A 14,247-nucleotide genomic window follows, 5' to 3' on the forward strand; every position below is an offset into this window, starting at 1 on the left:
CCAGGCGACCGAACGAATGAAAAGGGCGGCCCTTCGGCCGCCCTTCTTTCTTGTCCCTCGGCGATGGGGTCAGTCCATCGCCTTGAAGTGGAACTCGCCGCCTTCCTTCAGGCCGCTCGGCCAGCGCGCCGTCACGGTCTTGGTGCGCGTGTAGAAGCGGAAGCTGTCGGGCCCGTGCTGGTTGAGGTCGCCGAAGCCCGATTTCTTCCAGCCGCCGAAGGTGTGATAGGCCAGCGGCACCGGGATCGGCACGTTGATGCCCACCATGCCGATGTTGATGCGGCTGGCGAAGTCGCGCGCGGCGTCGCCGTCGCGGGTGAAGATCGCGGTGCCGTTGCCGTATTCGTGGTCCATCGCGTAGGACAGCGCCTCTTCGTAGGTCTTCGCGCGCACCGTGGTCAGGACGGGGCCGAAGATCTCCTGCTTGTAGATGTCCATGTCGCGGGTCGCGCGGTCGAAGAGGGTGGGGCCCACGAAGAAGCCCGATTCATAGCCCTGAAGCTTGAAGTCGCGGCCGTCCATCACAAGCTCGGCGCCCTGCTCGACGCCGCTGCCGATCAGGCCCTTGACCCGCTCCATCGCGGCCTTCGTGACCAGCGGGCCGTAGTCGACGTCATTGCCGGCGGTGTAGGGGCCGACCTTCAGCTTCTCGATCCGCGGGACCAGCTTTTCGATCAGCGCGTCGGCGGTCTTGTCGCCCACCGGCACGGCGACCGAGATCGCCATGCAGCGTTCGCCGGCCGCGCCGTAGCCCGCGCCCACCAGCGCGTCGGCGGCCTGGTCCATGTCGGCGTCGGGCATGATGATCATGTGGTTCTTGGCGCCGCCGAAGCACTGCACGCGCTTGCCGTTCGAGCAGCCGCGGCCATAGATGTACTCCGCGATCGGCGTCGAGCCGACAAAGCCGATGGCCTGGATCACCGGGTTGTCGAGGATCGCGTCGACCGATTCCTTGTCGCCGTTGACGACCTGAAGCACGCCATCGGGCAGGCCGGCCTCCTGCATGAGTTCGGCCAGCATCAGCGGGACAGAGGGATCACGCTCGGACGGCTTGAGGATGAAGGCGTTGCCGCAGGCCAGCGCCGGGCCCATCTTCCACATCGGGATCATGGCGGGGAAGTTGAAGGGCGTGATGCCCGCGACCACGCCCAGCGGCTGGCGCATCGAATACATGTCGATGCCGGGGCCGGCGCTGTCGGTGAATTCGCCCTTCAGAAGATGCGGCGCGCCGATGCAGAACTCGATCACCTCGAGCCCGCGCTGCACGTCGCCCTTGGCGTCGGGGATTGTCTTGCCGTGTTCGCGGCTTAGCGCCTCGGCCAGCTTGTCCATGTCGCGGTTCAGAAGGCGCACGAACTCCATCATCACCCGCGCGCGGCGCTGCGGGTTGGTGGCGCCCCATTTCACCTGCGCCTCGGCGGCGTCGGCGACGGCGGCGTCAAGCTCGGCCTTCGAGGCCAGCGGAACCTTGGCCTGAACCTCGCCCGTGGCGGGGTTGAAGACATCGGCGAAGCGGCCCGAGGCGCCGGGCACGCGCTTGCCGTTGATCCAGTGCGACAGCTCTTCCATGAGATCCTCCCGATCCTGTGTCGGGGCGCAGGATAGACTTGCGCCCCTGCCGCGAAAAGCGGCAGTTTGCCAAAAGCGTTTTGCGGAAATGCAGGCATGATGGCGAAAATGAATTGGGATGACTTGCGGATTTTCCTGTTCGTCGCGCGGGCCGAAAGCCTGTCGGGCGCGGCGCGGCGGCTGAAGCTTGACCCTGCCACGGTGGGGCGGCGGATCGAGCGGCTGGAGGCGGCGCTGGGGGCGGCGCTGTTCCTGAAATCGCCGCAGGGCTATGCGATGACGCCCGCGGGGCAGCGGTTTCTCGACCACGCCGAGGCGGCCGAGCAGGCGGCGATGGGCGCGGTCGACGCGATCGGCGGACCCGAGGCGGGGCTTGACGGACAGATCCGCATCGGCGCGCCGGACGGCTGCGCCAACTTCCTTTTGCCGCAGGTGACGGCGGGCATCGCCAGGGCGAACCCCGGCCTCGACATCCAGATCATCGCCCTGCCGCGGATCATCGACCTGTCGAAGCGCGAGGCCGACATGGCCATCGCCGTCAGCCGTCCGACCACGGGCCGCCTGACGGCGCAGAAGATCGCGGACTACCGGCTGTGCATGGCGGCCTCCGCCGGCTATCTCGACCGCGCGCCGGCCATCGCCGACCCCTCCGATCTGCGAGCCCATCCCGTGGTGGGCTACATCCCCGACATGGTCTTCGACAAGGAACTCGACTACCTCGCCGAGATCGGGATTCCGGCGCCGCGCTTCGGTTCGAACTCGGTCGCGGTGCAGCTAAACTGGCTGCGCCAGGGGGCCGGGGTCGGCGTCGTCCATGCCTTCGCGCTGCCCGCCGCGCCCGGGCTGCGGAAGGTTCTGCCCGACCGGGTCAGCCTGGCGCGGACGTTCTGGCTTCTCAGGCACGCCGACGATCGCCGGGTCACGCGGCTTCAGCGCTTTGCCGATCTGCTGATCGCGGGCCTGCGTCAGGAAATCGCGGCACTTGAAGGCGCCGCTTGACAGAGCGCCCGGCAACCGGCGACGCTGTGTCACCCACGGAAAGAGGAGGAGACTTCCGTGACAGTTGCCAAGATTCTGATGTCGAAGGGGTCGGCCGAGGTCGTGACGGTTCCGCCGGGAACCCTTGTCTCCGAGGTCGCCCGCATCCTGTCGGAAAAGCGGATCGGCACGGTGGTGGTGTCGAAGAACGGACGGACCGCCGACGGCATCCTGTCCGAACGCGACATCGTCCGCGAGATCGGGCGCCGCGGCCAGACCTGCCTGTCGGACCGCGTCGAGGACATGATGACCTCGAACATCACGACCTGCGGGAAGGCGGACCGCGCCGACGAGGTGCTGGCCACCATGACGAATGGCCGTTTCCGCCACATGCCCGTGGTCGAGGACGGCGAGATGGTCGGCCTCATCACCATCGGCGACGTGGTCAAGTATCGCCTGTCCGAGCTTGCGATGGAGAAGGACGCACTGGAAGGCATGATCATGGGCTTCTAGCCCCGGATCGCCGCCCCCGCGGCCTTGATTTCATGGACACGATGGTGTTGCGTCGCCAAAAGGACAGGGGGCAGACATGCGCGTGGGACTTTACCCGGGGACCTTCGACCCGGTCACGCTGGGCCACATCGACATCATCACCCGTGCGACCGTGCTGGTCGACCGCCTTGTGATCGGTGTCGCGATCAACCGCGACAAGGGGCCTCTTTTCACGCTGGAAGAACGCGTGGCGATGATCGAGGCCGAATGCGCCGGGATCTCGGCCAGAACCGGGGTCGAGATCGTGCCCTGGCCCTTCGAGAACCTGCTGATCGACTGCGCCAACGACGTCGGCGCCTCGATCATCATCCGCGGCCTGCGCGCGGTGGCCGACTTCGAGTACGAATTCCAGATGGTCGGCATGAACCGCAAGCTCGATGCCTCGATCGAGACGGTGTTCCTCATGGCCGGGGCCGAACACCAGGCCATCGCCTCGCGCCTTGTGAAAGAGATCGCGCGGCTGGGTGGGGACGTGTCGAAGTTCGTGCCCCCCGCCGTGCGCGAGGCCCTGACGGCCCGCTTTTTCTGAACCCGAAACGCGAACGGGGCCGACCCATCGGCCAGCCCCGTGAAAACGTCGGTGGTGCCTTCGCCGCGCGAAGGCGCGCCCGTTACGCGCCGTAGACGGCCATGCGCGCAAGCCTGCGTGCATCGTGACGGTCGATGTTGAGATCGAGCGCGATGTCGAGCGGCAGATTCTCCAGCTCGGCAACGGTGCGATTGTACGCCGCACGCTTTTGGGCGGCGGTCCTGAGGGTCGAGATGAAACCAGTCATCTTGCCGGTCCTTTCGTCTGGTGTGGCGGTTGAACTCTCGTGCGGCTGATATCGGGCGGGGGCGGGCGCCGGACAACCGACAAGACGGTCAAGCCGCCATGCAGAAAATGCATGGCGCTGCACTGCAGCAAGATGTTGAAAACGCTTGAAAGAAAAAGGGGCGCCCGCTGGGCGCCCCTGAAACCTTGTGGCTTTTGGGCCTCAGATGAGCTTTCCCATCGCGACCGCGGTGTCGCTCATCCGGTTCGAGAAGCCCCATTCGTTGTCGTACCAGGTCAGGATCCGGCACATCGTGCCCTCCATCACCTTGGTCTGGTCGGTGTGGAACACCGAGGAATGCGGATCGTGGTTGAAGTCCATCGAGACAAGCTTTTCGTCGGTATAGCCCAGGATGCCCTTGAGCTTGCCGTTCGCCGCCGCGCGGATCGCGGCGTTGATCTCGTCGACCGTGGTCGTGCGCGCGGCCTCGAAGGTCAGGTCGACGACCGAGACGTTGGGGGTGGGCACCCGGATCGCCACGCCGTCAAGCTTGCCCTTGAGTTCCGGCAGCACCAGCCCCACGGCCTTCGCCGCCCCGGTCGAGGTGGGGATCATGCTCATCGCCGCCGCGCGGGCGCGGTAGAGATCCTTGTGCATGGTGTCGAGCGTGGGCTGGTCGCCGGTATAGCTGTGGATCGTGGTCATGAAGCCCTTCACGATCCCGATCTCGTCGTTCAGCACCTTGGCGACCGGCGCGAGGCAGTTCGTCGTGCAGGACGCGTTCGACACGACGATGTCGTCCTTCGTCAGCGTGCCGTGGTTCACGCCGTAGACGATGGTCTTGTCCGCGCCGTCGCCCGGCGCCGAGATCAGCACCCGCTTCGAGCCGTTCTCGAGATGGGGCAGGCATTTCTCCTTCGAGGTGAAGATGCCGGTGCATTCCATCACGATGTCGACATTGCCCCAGGGCAGGTCGGCGGGATTGCGGATTGCCGTCACCTCGATCGGACCCCGGCCCACGTCGATGGTGGTTTCGGTGGTCTTGACGGTCCCGGGAAAACGCCCGTGCACGCTGTCGTAGCGCAGCAGATGCGCGTTCGTCTCGACCGGGCCAAGATCGTTGATCGCGACCACCTCGATGTCGGTGCGCCCCGACTCGATGATCGCGCGCAGAACGTTGCGGCCGATCCGGCCAAATCCGTTGATTGCAACTTTGACGGCCATGTTGATCCCTCCGGCTGGTCAGGCAAGACGCGTGGCAAGGCCGCGCGCGCTCTCGGTCGGCCCCGTGCTAGCCCGTCCGCGCCCGTCCTTCAATCCCTCCCATCAATCGCTCACCGCCAGAAGGCCAGCCATTCGATCAGGTCGGCGAAGCGCCGGGCCAGAAAAAGCGTTCCCCCCCAGCCTGCCGAAAGGTCCGCGGCCACAAGGACAAGGATCAGCAGGGCAAGGATGATCGCGATGCGGTTCGTCATGGGTGCGCGAACCCTATACCGAACCTCGCGCGGCGGGAAAGGCGTGGCGCGCGGCGGCGCAGCCGCTATTGTGGCGGCAAGGATGGATCCGGAGACCCCGGCATGAGCGGACTTCTTGCCCTTCTCGACGATGTCGCGGCCATCGCCAAGGTGGCGGCGGCCTCGGTCGATGACGTCGTCGGGCAGGCGGCGAAGGCAGGGGCGAAGGCTGCCGGCGCGGTGATCGACGATGCCGCCGTGACGCCGAAATACGTCCAGGGCTTCTCGGCCGACCGCGAACTGCCCATCGTCTGGCGCATCGCCAAGGGCTCGATCTTCAACAAGCTGGTGATCCTGCTGCCCGCGGCCCTGCTTCTGTCGCAGTTCGCGCCCTGGGCGATCTCGCCCCTGCTGATGCTGGGCGGGGCCTATCTCTGCTTCGAAGGCGCCGAGAAGGTCTGGCACGTGCTGCATCCCGCCCACCACGAGGTCAAGGACCCGGCGGCGGAACGGCAGTCCGAGGCGCACCTGGAAGAAGCGAAGGTGAAGGGCGCGATCAAGACCGACTTCATCCTGTCGGCCGAGATCATGACGATTGTTCTCTCCGAGCTTCCGGGGCTTGGCCTTGCGATGACCGCGGCGTCGCTGGCGGCGGCGGGGCTGATGATCACGGCCGCGGTCTATGGCGGCGTGGCGCTGATCGTGAAGGCCGACGACGTCGGTCTGCACATGGCCGCGGCCGGCCGGCTGGGCCTGACGCGGCGGCTTGGGGTGGGCATCGTCAACGCCATGCCGAAGGTCCTGAAGGGCCTCACCATCGTCGGGACCGCCGCCATGCTCTGGGTCGGGGGCTCGATCGTCGTCCACGGGCTCGAAGAACTGGGCATCGCCGAGCCCGGCCACACCATCCACGCCCTCGCCCACGCGGCCGGCGCCGCGATTCCGGCCGCCGAGGGCGCGGTCGCCTGGACGGCGAAAGCCGTGCTCGACGGGATCTTCGGGTTGCTCCTTGGCCTAGTCCTGATCCCGGTCTCGGGTTGGGTGATCGCCCCGGTGGCGCGGCTCTTCAGCCGAAGCGCCTGAGCTTCTTCTTGGCTCAAATATCCCGGGGAGCGCGAGGGGCTGGCCCCTCGCTTCCGCCCTTCCGGCCCGGCGCGACGTGTCGTCAGGCGCGCGGGTCGGGGGCCCAGCGCCCCTCGATCAGGTCGCGCGCCTTCTGCGCCACGGCCTCGGCCGTGATGCCGAACTCGCGATAAAGATCGCCGATCGGCGCCGAGGCTCCGAACCCATGCATGCCCACGAAGCCCGATTTCTCGCGCTTGCCGCGTTCGCCGTAAAGCCAGCGGTCCCATCCGAACCGCAGGGCCGCCTCGACGGCCACGCGAACCGGGCCGGCGGGCAGCACCTTGCGGCGATAGGCTTCGTCCTGTGCTTCGAACAGCTCCCAGCAGGGCATCGAGACGACGCGCGTGCCGATGCCGTCGGCCTGAAGAAGGTCGCGCGCCTTCAGCGCGATCTCCACTTCCGAGCCCGTCGCCATCAGGATCGCCTGGCGCTTGCCTTCGGCCTCGCGCAGGACATAGGCGCCTTGGGAGGTCAGGTTCTTCGCCTTGTGCTCGGTCCTGACCGTGGGCAGGTTCTGGCGCGTCAGTGCAAGGACCGACGGCGTCGCCGTCGCGGTCAGCGCGATTTCCCAGGCCTCGGCCGTCTCGACGGTGTCGGCGGGGCGGAAGACGTTGAGGTTCGGCGTCGCGCGCAGGATCGCAAGGTGTTCGACCGGCTGGTGCGTCGGCCCGTCCTCGCCCAGCCCGATGGAATCATGCGTCATGACATAGGTCACCGGCAGGCCCATCAGCGACGAAAGCCGCATCGCGCCGCGCGCGTAGTCGGCAAAGCACAGGAAGGTCCCGCCATAGGGCTTGATCCCGCCGTGCAGGGCAAGGCCGTTCATCGCCGCCGCCATGCCGTGCTCGCGGATGCCGTAATGCACATAGCGGCCCTTGCGGTTCTCGGGCGAGAAGATGCCAAGGTCCGGCGTCAGCGTGTTGTTCGACCCCGTGAGGTCGGCCGAGCCGCCGATGGTCTCGGGCGCGATCGGGTTCACCACCTCGAGCACCATCTCCGAGCTCTTGCGCGTGGCGACCTTGGGCTGGCTGTCCGAGATCTGCTTCTTCAGCGCGCGGATGGTCGCGGCCAGCTTCTTGGGCGCCGCGCCCGACAGCACGCGCTCGATCTCGGCGCGGCGGGCGGGCGACAGCTCGGCCATGCGGGCCTCCCAGGCGGCGCGGTCGGCGCCGCCGCGGCGGCCGATGCCTTCCCAGGCCGACTTGATCGGGCCGGGGACCTCGAAGGGGCCGTGGGGCCAGCCATAGACCTCGCGCGTGGCCTTGATCTCGGCCGCGCCAAGCGGCGAGCCATGGGCCTTCGCGCTGTCCTGCCTGGTCGGCGCGCCATAGCCGATGTGCGTCTTGCAGGCGATCATCGTCGGCTTCTTCGACTGCTTGGCCAGCGTCAGCGCGCGGTCGATCTCTTCGGGGTCGTGGCCGTTGCAGTCGATCACCTTCCAGCCCGCGGCCTTGAAGCGCGCCTTCTGGTCGGTGACGTCCGACAGCGAGATCGCGCCGTCGATCGAGATCGCGTTGTCGTCCCAAAGCACGATCAGCTTCGAAAGCCTCTGCATCCCGGCAAGGCCGATCGCCTCGTGGCTGATGCCCTCCATCAGGCAGCCGTCGCCGGCGATGACGTAGGTGTAGTGATCGAAGACCTTCTTGCCGAAGCGGGCGCGCAGCGCTTCTTCGGCCATGGCGAAGCCGACGGCATTGGCAAGGCCCTGGCCCAGCGGGCCGGTGGTGGTCTCGATGCCCTTGGCATGGCCGTATTCCGGGTGGCCCGCGGTGATCGCCCCCCACTGGCGGAAGTTCCGGATCTGGTCCAGCGTCATGTCCGCGTAGCCGGTCAGGTGCAGCAGGGCGTAAAGCAGCATCGAGCCATGGCCGGCCGACAGGATGAAGCGGTCGCGGTCCGGCCAGTCGGGCGCGGTGGCGTCGAACTTGAGGTGTTTTTCGAACAGCACCGTCGCCACGTCGGCCATGCCCATCGGCATGCCCGGGTGGCCGGAATTCGCCGCCTCGACGGCGTCCATGGCCAGCACGCGGATCGCGGCCGCTTTCTGCCAGTGATCGGGGTGGAGGTCTTTGAGGGTGGCGATGTCCACGGCGGCGGTCCCTTCGTCCGGTCGATGTGCGGCGGTTGATAGCAGTCCCGGTCCCAAGCGCAAGCCGCGCCGAAGGCGCAAGCGCGGATTCGCCGGCAAATCCGCGGCAAAATGGGGGTGAAATGACCTCTCAAAGCGGTAAGACTGTGAAGTGACCGACTGGCTGCGATTCGCCTCGCCGGGGAGGTGCCGGCTGGGACAGGACAAGAAGGGGACGTGATCACATCATGACCGATGGCAGCGAACTCGAGCGGCGCATCCACGCCGCGCTTGACCGGATCGCGGCGGCGGGCGACGCCCTTGCCGCGCCCGCCGAGGGCGGCGGGGATCTTGCCGCCGCGCTCGAGGCCGAACGGGCCGCGAACGCCCAGCTCGAGGAACGCGTCCGCGCGATCCGCGACCGGCAGGAAACGGTCGTCGGCCGGCTCGAGCGCGAGGTGGCCGACCTGAAGGCGGCGCTGGCGGTGCGGGACGCGACCGTCCAGAAGGTGCGGCGCATGAACGGGCTTCTGCGCAAGACCAACCGCGCGCTGCGTGCGGCGAACGCCGCCAACGTCGGGGATGCCGACCTGATCAACAGCGCCCTCGAGGCCGAGGTGCAGGCGCTTCGCGCGCTGCAGGAGACGGATCGCTCGGAACTGGACGAGATCATCGCCACGCTTGAACCCGTGGTGCGGGAGGTGCGGCATGCCTGAAGTCAGGGTCACGATCGGCGGACGCGATTTCGACGTCGCCTGCCAGGAGGGCGAAGAGCACTTCTTGCGCTCGGCCGCGCAGATGCTTGATACCGAGGCGCGGGTTCTGGTCGATCAGATCGGCCGGATGCCGGAATCCCGGATGCTTCTGATGGCCGGGCTGATGCTGGCCGACAAGACCGCCGGACTTGACGAGCAGATGCGCCGGCTCGAGGACAGGATCGCAAGCCAGGACGCCCGGATCGAGCAGTTGCAGGCCCGGGGCGGCGAGGGCGCGCCGATTGCCGGATCGTCGGAAGACCTGTCTCCCATTCTCGAAGGCTTGGCCGAGCGTGCCGAACGGCTGGCCGAGGCACTGGAAGCCCGGATCGCATCGTGAGGTCGGCGCTTGCAGGCCTGGCCTGCCTTGTGGCTGTCCCGGCCTCGGCCGAGGTCATCACCGCGCGCTATCTGTGCGAACGCGGCGTCGAGATCCCGGTGACCTATGTCAACGGCGAAGGGATCGACCCGGTCGCGGTGCTGAATATCGAAGGGTCGCAGATCACCTTGATCCTCGAGCGGTCGGCGTCGGGGGCGCGGTATGGCTGGCCCTCGGGCGGGTCGCATTACCTGTGGTGGACCAAGGGCGACGCCGCCACGCTTTACTGGCACGACGGCTCTGCCGGGACCGAAACGGTCCTTTATTCCGAGTGCGTGACGCGGAACTGACCGATCCGGGCGGCCTGGCTTTCAGGCGTTGGCCTGCCGGATCTTGTCGGCGGCGTCCTTGTCGTAGGTGACACCGGCCTTTTCGAGAAGCGCGTCCAGTTCGCCCGACAGCGTCATCTCGGTGACGATGTCGCAGCCGCCGACGAATTCACCCTTCACGTAAAGCTGCGGGATCGTCGGCCAGTCCGAGAAGTCCTTGATACCTTGCCGGATCTCGGGGTCGGCCAGCACGTTCACGTCCACGAAGTCGACGCCCATGTAGTTCAGCACCCCCGCCACGCGGCTTGAGAAGCCGCATTGCGGCATCGACTTGGTGCCTTTCATGAACAGGACGACGTCATTCTGGGTGACGGTGTCGCGGATCTGGTCTTCGGCGCTCATCGGATGGGTTCCTTTGCGCGGTGGAGGAGTGTTCCCATTGACATATGAGACGTCCGGCGCCTCGTAAAGGGCGGCGTCGGCCGCAATCTCAGTCGGGGACCTTCGTCGTCAGCGCCAAGGCGTGAAGCTCGCCCGCCGGGCCGTCCATCCTGCCCTGCAGCGCGGCATAGACGGCGCGCTGCTGCTGGACGCGATTCTGGCCGCGGAAGCTTTCGTCGATAACCTCGGCGGCATAGTGGTTTCCGTCTCCGGCAAGGTCGGTGATGGTGATCCTGGCGTTGGGGAAGCTCGCACGGATGAGGGCTTCGATGTCCTTGGCTTGCATCGGCATGGGGCGGGCTCCGTTTGTTCGTGGGTGGGAATCTAGGCGTCGCGGCCCGGGGTGGCAAGGGTGTCCGGACCGGGCGCGCCGGCGCGGGAAAGGGATCAAGACCTTGATTTCACGGGGCTTCGGGGCAGGGCGGCGTTGCCGTCAGCCCAGCCACGACGACAGCGCCGAGGCGTGGATGTCCCGAAGGTCGGCAAGTCGGGCAGAGCTGTCGCCAAAGCGCACCTCGCCACCGCCGAACCGGCCCACCATCGCCACCGGAACGCCGGCCTTGCCGGCCGCCACCATCAGTGCCTCGGCCCCGTCGAAGCGGCAGGCCAGAAGATAGCGGGCCTGATCCTCGCCGAAGAGCTGGGCGGTCTCGGAAGTCTCCAGCGTCACGCCGACGTCGCCGGCCAGCGCCATCTCGAAGGCCGCAAGCGCAAGCCCGCCGTCCGACAGGTCGGTGGCCGCGCGCAGGCAGTCGCGGTTGTCCAGGACGAACCGCCCGTTGCGCAGTTCGGCCTCGAGGTCGACAGGCGGCGCATCGCCGTCCTCTCGCCGGAAGACTTCGGCCAGAAGGGCGGACTGGCCCAGATGCCCGGTCGTCGCCCCCAGAAGGATCGCAAGGTCGCCCTCGGCCGGGGCCGCGCCGACAAGGTCGGCGTGCCGGGCGATCAGGCCCACGGCGCCGATCGTGGGCGTGGGCAGGATCGCCTGACCGTCGGTTTCGTTGTAAAGGCTCACGTTGCCCGACACGATCGGCATGCCAAGCGTCGCGCAGGCCGCGCCGATGCCGCGGATGGCGCCGACGAACTGGCCCATGATCTCGGGCTTCTCGGGGTTGCCGAAGTTGAGGTTATCGGTCGTGGCAAGCGGCGTGGCGCCCACCGCGACGAGGTTGCGGAAGGCTTCGGCGACCGCCTGCTTGCCGCCTTCCTCGGGGTTGGCCTTGACGTAGCGCGGCGTCACGTCCGAGGTGAAGGCCAGAAGCTTTTCGGTGCCGTGCACCCGCACGACGCCCGCGCCCAGTCCCGGCGTGCGCACGGTGTCGGCCATGACCTGGCTGTCGTACTGCTGATAGATCCAGGCCTTCGAGCCATAGTTCGGCGATCCGATCAGCGCCTTCAGCCCCTCGATCGGGTCGACGGCGGGAACCTCGCCCAGCGGGGCGGGGGCGGCCGGGGCGACCCAGGGCCGGTCGTATTCCGGGGCCTGTCCCGACAGGGGCGATAGTGGCAGGTCGGCCTTCACCTCGTTGCCGTGCAGGATGAGGAAGCGGTCTTCGGCGATGGTTTCGCCGACGATCGCGAAGTCGAGATCCCACTTGTCGAAGATCGCCTTCGCCTCGGCCTCTTTCTCGGGGCGCAGCACCATGAGCATCCGCTCCTGGCTTTCGCTCAGCATCATCTCGTAGGCGGTCATGCCGCGTTCGCGCTGCGGCACCCGGTCAAGGTTGAGCCGGATGCCAAGCCCGCCCTTGTCGCCCATCTCGACCGCCGAACAGGTCAGGCCGGCGGCCCCCATATCCTGGATCGAGATCACGGCGCCGGTGCGCATGAGCTCAAGGCACGCCTCGAGCAGACGCTTTTCCGTGAACGGGTCGCCCACCTGCACGGTCGGGCGCTTCTCCTCGATCGTGTCGTCGAATTCGGCCGAGGCCATGGTCGCCCCGCCGACGCCGTCGCGCCCGGTCTTGGCGCCCAGATAGACGACCGGCATGCCGACGCCCGAGGCCGCTGAATAGAAGATGCTGTCGGCCTCGGCCAGGCCGGCGGCGAAGGCGTTGACAAGGCAGTTACCGTCATAGGAGCGGTGAAACCGCACCTCGCCGCCTACGGTGGGGACGCCGAAGGCGTTGCCATAACCGCCGATCCCTTCGACCACGCCCGAGACAAGGCGACGGGTCTTGGGGTGATCGGGCCGGCCGAAGGACAGCGCGTTCATCGCCGCGATGGGCCGCGCGCCCATGGTGAAGACGTCGCGCAGGATGCCGCCCACGCCCGTCGCCGCGCCCTGGTAGGGTTCGATGTAGCTGGGGTGGTTGTGGCTTTCCATCTTGAAGATGACCGCGAGTCCGTCGCCGATATCGACGACGCCCGCGTTCTCGCCCGGGCCGCAGATGACCTGCGGGCCGCTCGTGGGCAGGGTGCGCAGCCACTTCTTCGAGGACTTGTAGGAACAGTGCTCGTTCCACATGGCCGAGAAGATGCCGAGTTCCGTGAAGCTTGGCGTCCGCCCGATGATGTCGAGGATCCGCTGGTATTCGTCGGGCTTGAGCCCATGCGCCTCGATCAGCTCGGGCGTGATCTGCGGTTCCTGCATGCGCACCTGTCCCCCATGACGGCCTTGCGCCGTCTTTAGGGCATGCCAGCGCGGGGGAAAAGGGCAGGCGGTCCTGTGTCGGGCCCAAAAAAAAGCCGGGCACGAGGCCCGGCCTAAGTCCAACAGGGAGGTAGAAAGCAGAGCGGCAAAGCCACCACCTGCTTTCGACGTTTCAATTATGCCCCAAATGCGGGCTCTTCAAGGGTGTTTGCCCGTATAGGATGCAAAGCCGTCATGCGAGTGTTGCATAACTGCAAGGGAACCGGGCGCTAGCCTTCGCTCTTCAGGCGCTTGCGGTGTGAAATGATTTCCTCGGTCACGAAATCGCGGAAGGCGGCGATGCGCTTGGAATGCCGCAACTCCTCGGGATAGGCGAGGAAGACCGGCACCTCGCTTGATTCCACGTCCGGCAGGACGCGCACCATGTTCGGGAAGTCCTCGATCACATAGTCCGGCAAGACGCCGATTCCCAGATTCGACAGGACGGCCTGAAGCACGCCGAAATAGTTGTTCACCGTCAGCGTCGAGGCGACGTCATAGGTCATGAGCTCGCGCACCAGCGTGGCGCCGGCGCTGACCTGGAAGGCGTTGACGTTCTGGCAGATCAGCCGGTGCGTTGCGAGCTGCTCGAGCTTTTCGGGGGTTCCGCTTTTCGCAAGATACTGCGGCGTCGCGTAAAGGCGCATGCGCACGCTCATCAGGCGGCGGCGGATCAGGTCGGCCTGGCTGGGCTCCTTCATGCGGATCGCCACGTCGGCCTCGCGCATGGGAAGGTCGAGCACGCGTTCCTCGAGCATCAGGTCGATGTTGAGGTGGGGATACTGTTCGTAAAGTTTCGGCAGCCTCGGTGCCAGCCAGAGCGACCCGAAGCCGGTGGTCGTGGTCACGCGCAACTCGCCGAAGACCTCTTCCTCGCTGTCGCGGATGCGCGCCTCGGCAATGTCGAGGCGGCGGCTCATCGCGGCGGTGGCGTCGAACAGAAGCTCGCCCTGCTCGGTGAGAATCAGGCCCCGCGCGTGGCGGTGGAACAGCGTGGTGTTAAGCGATTCCTCAAGTGCCCGGATCTGGCGCGAAACGGCGGACTGGCTCAGGTGCAGGACGTCGCCGGCATGGGTCAGGCTGCCGGCGTCGGCCACCGCGTGAAATATCCTGAGCTTGTCCCAATCCATCCGGGGTCGATCCTGTCGCCGTTAGCGCCGAAACCTTGCAGAGCATTACCCGGCCCGGTCACGGCTTTGCAAACGGACTCGTGACCCTGAAATGATTTTGTAGGTCAGGTTTTTTGACCTATAATCGCGGATACCGGCGA

General features: G+C 66.9%; 16 protein-coding genes. 7 read left to right on the forward strand and 9 right to left on the reverse strand.

Annotated elements, in window-relative coordinates:
- Positions 1-69 precede the first annotated feature (69 nt).
- Positions 70-1,569 (reverse strand): CoA-acylating methylmalonate-semialdehyde dehydrogenase, encoded by a 1,500-nt coding sequence (locus tag ACRDNQ_RS03330; RefSeq protein ID WP_431827206.1) that lies wholly within the window; start codon positions 1,567-1,569, stop codon positions 70-72.
- Between the two features lie 108 nt (positions 1,570-1,677).
- Between ACRDNQ_RS03330 and ACRDNQ_RS03335 the strand changes: the two genes are divergently transcribed.
- The 3 genes from ACRDNQ_RS03335 (at position 1,678) to coaD (ending at position 3,628) form a co-directional block, all read left to right on the forward strand.
- Positions 1,678-2,568 carry a LysR family transcriptional regulator gene (locus ACRDNQ_RS03335; RefSeq protein ID WP_431827843.1) on the forward strand — a complete coding sequence of 297 codons (891 nt, stop codon included), beginning with the start codon at positions 1,678-1,680 and terminating at the stop codon, positions 2,566-2,568.
- A gap of 57 nt (positions 2,569-2,625) precedes the next feature.
- Positions 2,626-3,060 carry a CBS domain-containing protein gene (locus tag ACRDNQ_RS03340; protein WP_431827207.1) on the forward strand — a complete coding sequence of 145 codons (435 nt, stop codon included), beginning with the start codon at positions 2,626-2,628 and terminating at the stop codon, positions 3,058-3,060.
- Positions 3,061-3,136: 76 nt separating this feature from the next.
- Entirely contained in the window at positions 3,137-3,628 is a 492-nt protein-coding gene (gene coaD, locus ACRDNQ_RS03345; protein WP_431827208.1) for a pantetheine-phosphate adenylyltransferase, read from the forward strand.
- Positions 3,629-3,710: 82 nt separating this feature from the next.
- Here coaD and ACRDNQ_RS03350 read toward each other — a convergent pair whose 3' ends face one another.
- The 3 genes from ACRDNQ_RS03350 to ACRDNQ_RS03360 all read right to left on the reverse strand — a co-directional run bounded on the left by ACRDNQ_RS03350 (position 3,711) and on the right by ACRDNQ_RS03360 (position 5,329).
- Entirely contained in the window at positions 3,711-3,875 is a 165-nt protein-coding gene (locus ACRDNQ_RS03350; RefSeq protein ID WP_431827209.1) for a hypothetical protein, read from the reverse strand.
- Between the two features lie 201 nt (positions 3,876-4,076).
- Positions 4,077-5,078 (reverse strand): type I glyceraldehyde-3-phosphate dehydrogenase, encoded by a 1,002-nt coding sequence (gene gap / locus ACRDNQ_RS03355; protein WP_431827210.1) that lies wholly within the window; start codon positions 5,076-5,078, stop codon positions 4,077-4,079.
- A gap of 110 nt (positions 5,079-5,188) precedes the next feature.
- Positions 5,189-5,329, reverse strand: a complete 141-nt coding sequence (locus ACRDNQ_RS03360) for a hypothetical protein (protein ID WP_431827211.1) — start codon at positions 5,327-5,329, stop codon at positions 5,189-5,191.
- Positions 5,330-5,431: 102 nt separating this feature from the next.
- On the opposite strand from ACRDNQ_RS03360, the gene ACRDNQ_RS03365 reads away from it, so the two are divergent.
- Positions 5,432-6,391: a DUF808 domain-containing protein gene (locus ACRDNQ_RS03365; RefSeq protein WP_431827212.1), complete on the forward strand. Its 960-nt coding sequence runs from the start codon at positions 5,432-5,434 to the stop codon at positions 6,389-6,391.
- Between the two features lie 82 nt (positions 6,392-6,473).
- Here ACRDNQ_RS03365 and tkt read toward each other — a convergent pair whose 3' ends face one another.
- Positions 6,474-8,522 carry a transketolase gene (gene tkt / locus ACRDNQ_RS03370; protein ID WP_431827213.1) on the reverse strand — a complete coding sequence of 683 codons (2,049 nt, stop codon included), beginning with the start codon at positions 8,520-8,522 and terminating at the stop codon, positions 6,474-6,476.
- A gap of 227 nt (positions 8,523-8,749) precedes the next feature.
- Between tkt and ACRDNQ_RS03375 the strand changes: the two genes are divergently transcribed.
- From ACRDNQ_RS03375 to ACRDNQ_RS03385, 3 genes are read left to right on the forward strand one after another with little or no spacing between them, the layout of a single operon-like run.
- On the forward strand, positions 8,750-9,217 hold the full coding sequence (locus ACRDNQ_RS03375; RefSeq protein ID WP_431827214.1) for a hypothetical protein: 468 nt from the start codon (positions 8,750-8,752) through the stop codon (positions 9,215-9,217).
- On the forward strand, positions 9,210-9,596 hold the full coding sequence (locus tag ACRDNQ_RS03380) for a cell division protein ZapA (RefSeq protein WP_431827215.1): 387 nt from the start codon (positions 9,210-9,212) through the stop codon (positions 9,594-9,596). Before ACRDNQ_RS03375 ends, ACRDNQ_RS03380 begins: the two co-directional genes overlap by 8 nt.
- Positions 9,593-9,925 (forward strand): MliC family protein, encoded by a 333-nt coding sequence (locus ACRDNQ_RS03385; RefSeq protein ID WP_431827216.1) that lies wholly within the window; start codon positions 9,593-9,595, stop codon positions 9,923-9,925. The genes ACRDNQ_RS03380 and ACRDNQ_RS03385 overlap by 4 nt, the downstream gene beginning before the upstream one ends.
- Positions 9,926-9,946: 21 nt before the next feature.
- Here ACRDNQ_RS03385 and grxD read toward each other — a convergent pair whose 3' ends face one another.
- The 4 genes from grxD to ACRDNQ_RS03405 form a co-directional block, all read right to left on the reverse strand.
- Positions 9,947-10,306 carry a Grx4 family monothiol glutaredoxin gene (gene grxD, locus ACRDNQ_RS03390; protein WP_431827217.1) on the reverse strand — a complete coding sequence of 120 codons (360 nt, stop codon included), beginning with the start codon at positions 10,304-10,306 and terminating at the stop codon, positions 9,947-9,949.
- Between the two features lie 88 nt (positions 10,307-10,394).
- On the reverse strand, positions 10,395-10,637 hold the full coding sequence (locus tag ACRDNQ_RS03395) for a BolA/IbaG family iron-sulfur metabolism protein (protein WP_431827218.1): 243 nt from the start codon (positions 10,635-10,637) through the stop codon (positions 10,395-10,397).
- 141 nt (positions 10,638-10,778) lie between these two features.
- Positions 10,779-12,938 carry a phosphoribosylformylglycinamidine synthase subunit PurL gene (gene purL, locus ACRDNQ_RS03400; RefSeq protein ID WP_431827219.1) on the reverse strand — a complete coding sequence of 720 codons (2,160 nt, stop codon included), beginning with the start codon at positions 12,936-12,938 and terminating at the stop codon, positions 10,779-10,781.
- Between the two features lie 269 nt (positions 12,939-13,207).
- Positions 13,208-14,107, reverse strand: coding sequence for a LysR family transcriptional regulator (locus tag ACRDNQ_RS03405; RefSeq protein WP_431827220.1), 900 nt, complete (start codon positions 14,105-14,107; stop codon positions 13,208-13,210).
- Between the last annotated feature and the right edge of the window lie 140 nt (positions 14,108-14,247).

The sequence above is a fragment of the Saliniferula longa genome (assembly GCF_050789285.1).
In the GTDB taxonomy this organism is placed as follows: domain Bacteria; phylum Pseudomonadota; class Alphaproteobacteria; order Rhodobacterales; family Rhodobacteraceae; genus CAVPWP01.

What these genes read in the sequence shown, in the direction of transcription:
- ACRDNQ_RS03330 (WP_431827206.1), bottom strand. Translation starts at nt 1,569, where the DNA reads ATGGAAGAGCTGTCGCACTGGATCAACGGCAAGCGCGTGCCCGGCGCC.
- ACRDNQ_RS03335 (WP_431827843.1), top strand. Translation starts at nt 1,678, where the DNA reads ATGAATTGGGATGACTTGCGGATTTTCCTGTTCGTCGCGCGGGCCGAA.
- coaD (WP_431827208.1), top strand. Translation starts at nt 3,137, where the DNA reads ATGCGCGTGGGACTTTACCCGGGGACCTTCGACCCGGTCACGCTGGGC.
- ACRDNQ_RS03350 (WP_431827209.1), bottom strand. Translation starts at nt 3,875, where the DNA reads ATGACTGGTTTCATCTCGACCCTCAGGACCGCCGCCCAAAAGCGTGCG.
- gap (WP_431827210.1), bottom strand. Translation starts at nt 5,078, where the DNA reads ATGGCCGTCAAAGTTGCAATCAACGGATTTGGCCGGATCGGCCGCAAC.
- ACRDNQ_RS03360 (WP_431827211.1), bottom strand. Translation starts at nt 5,329, where the DNA reads ATGACGAACCGCATCGCGATCATCCTTGCCCTGCTGATCCTTGTCCTT.
- ACRDNQ_RS03365 (WP_431827212.1), top strand. Translation starts at nt 5,432, where the DNA reads ATGAGCGGACTTCTTGCCCTTCTCGACGATGTCGCGGCCATCGCCAAG.
- ACRDNQ_RS03375 (WP_431827214.1), top strand. Translation starts at nt 8,750, where the DNA reads ATGACCGATGGCAGCGAACTCGAGCGGCGCATCCACGCCGCGCTTGAC.
- ACRDNQ_RS03380 (WP_431827215.1), top strand. Translation starts at nt 9,210, where the DNA reads ATGCCTGAAGTCAGGGTCACGATCGGCGGACGCGATTTCGACGTCGCC.
- grxD (WP_431827217.1), bottom strand. Translation starts at nt 10,306, where the DNA reads ATGAGCGCCGAAGACCAGATCCGCGACACCGTCACCCAGAATGACGTC.
- ACRDNQ_RS03395 (WP_431827218.1), bottom strand. Translation starts at nt 10,637, where the DNA reads ATGCCGATGCAAGCCAAGGACATCGAAGCCCTCATCCGTGCGAGCTTC.
- purL (WP_431827219.1), bottom strand. Translation starts at nt 12,938, where the DNA reads ATGCAGGAACCGCAGATCACGCCCGAGCTGATCGAGGCGCATGGGCTC.
- ACRDNQ_RS03405 (WP_431827220.1), bottom strand. Translation starts at nt 14,107, where the DNA reads ATGGATTGGGACAAGCTCAGGATATTTCACGCGGTGGCCGACGCCGGC.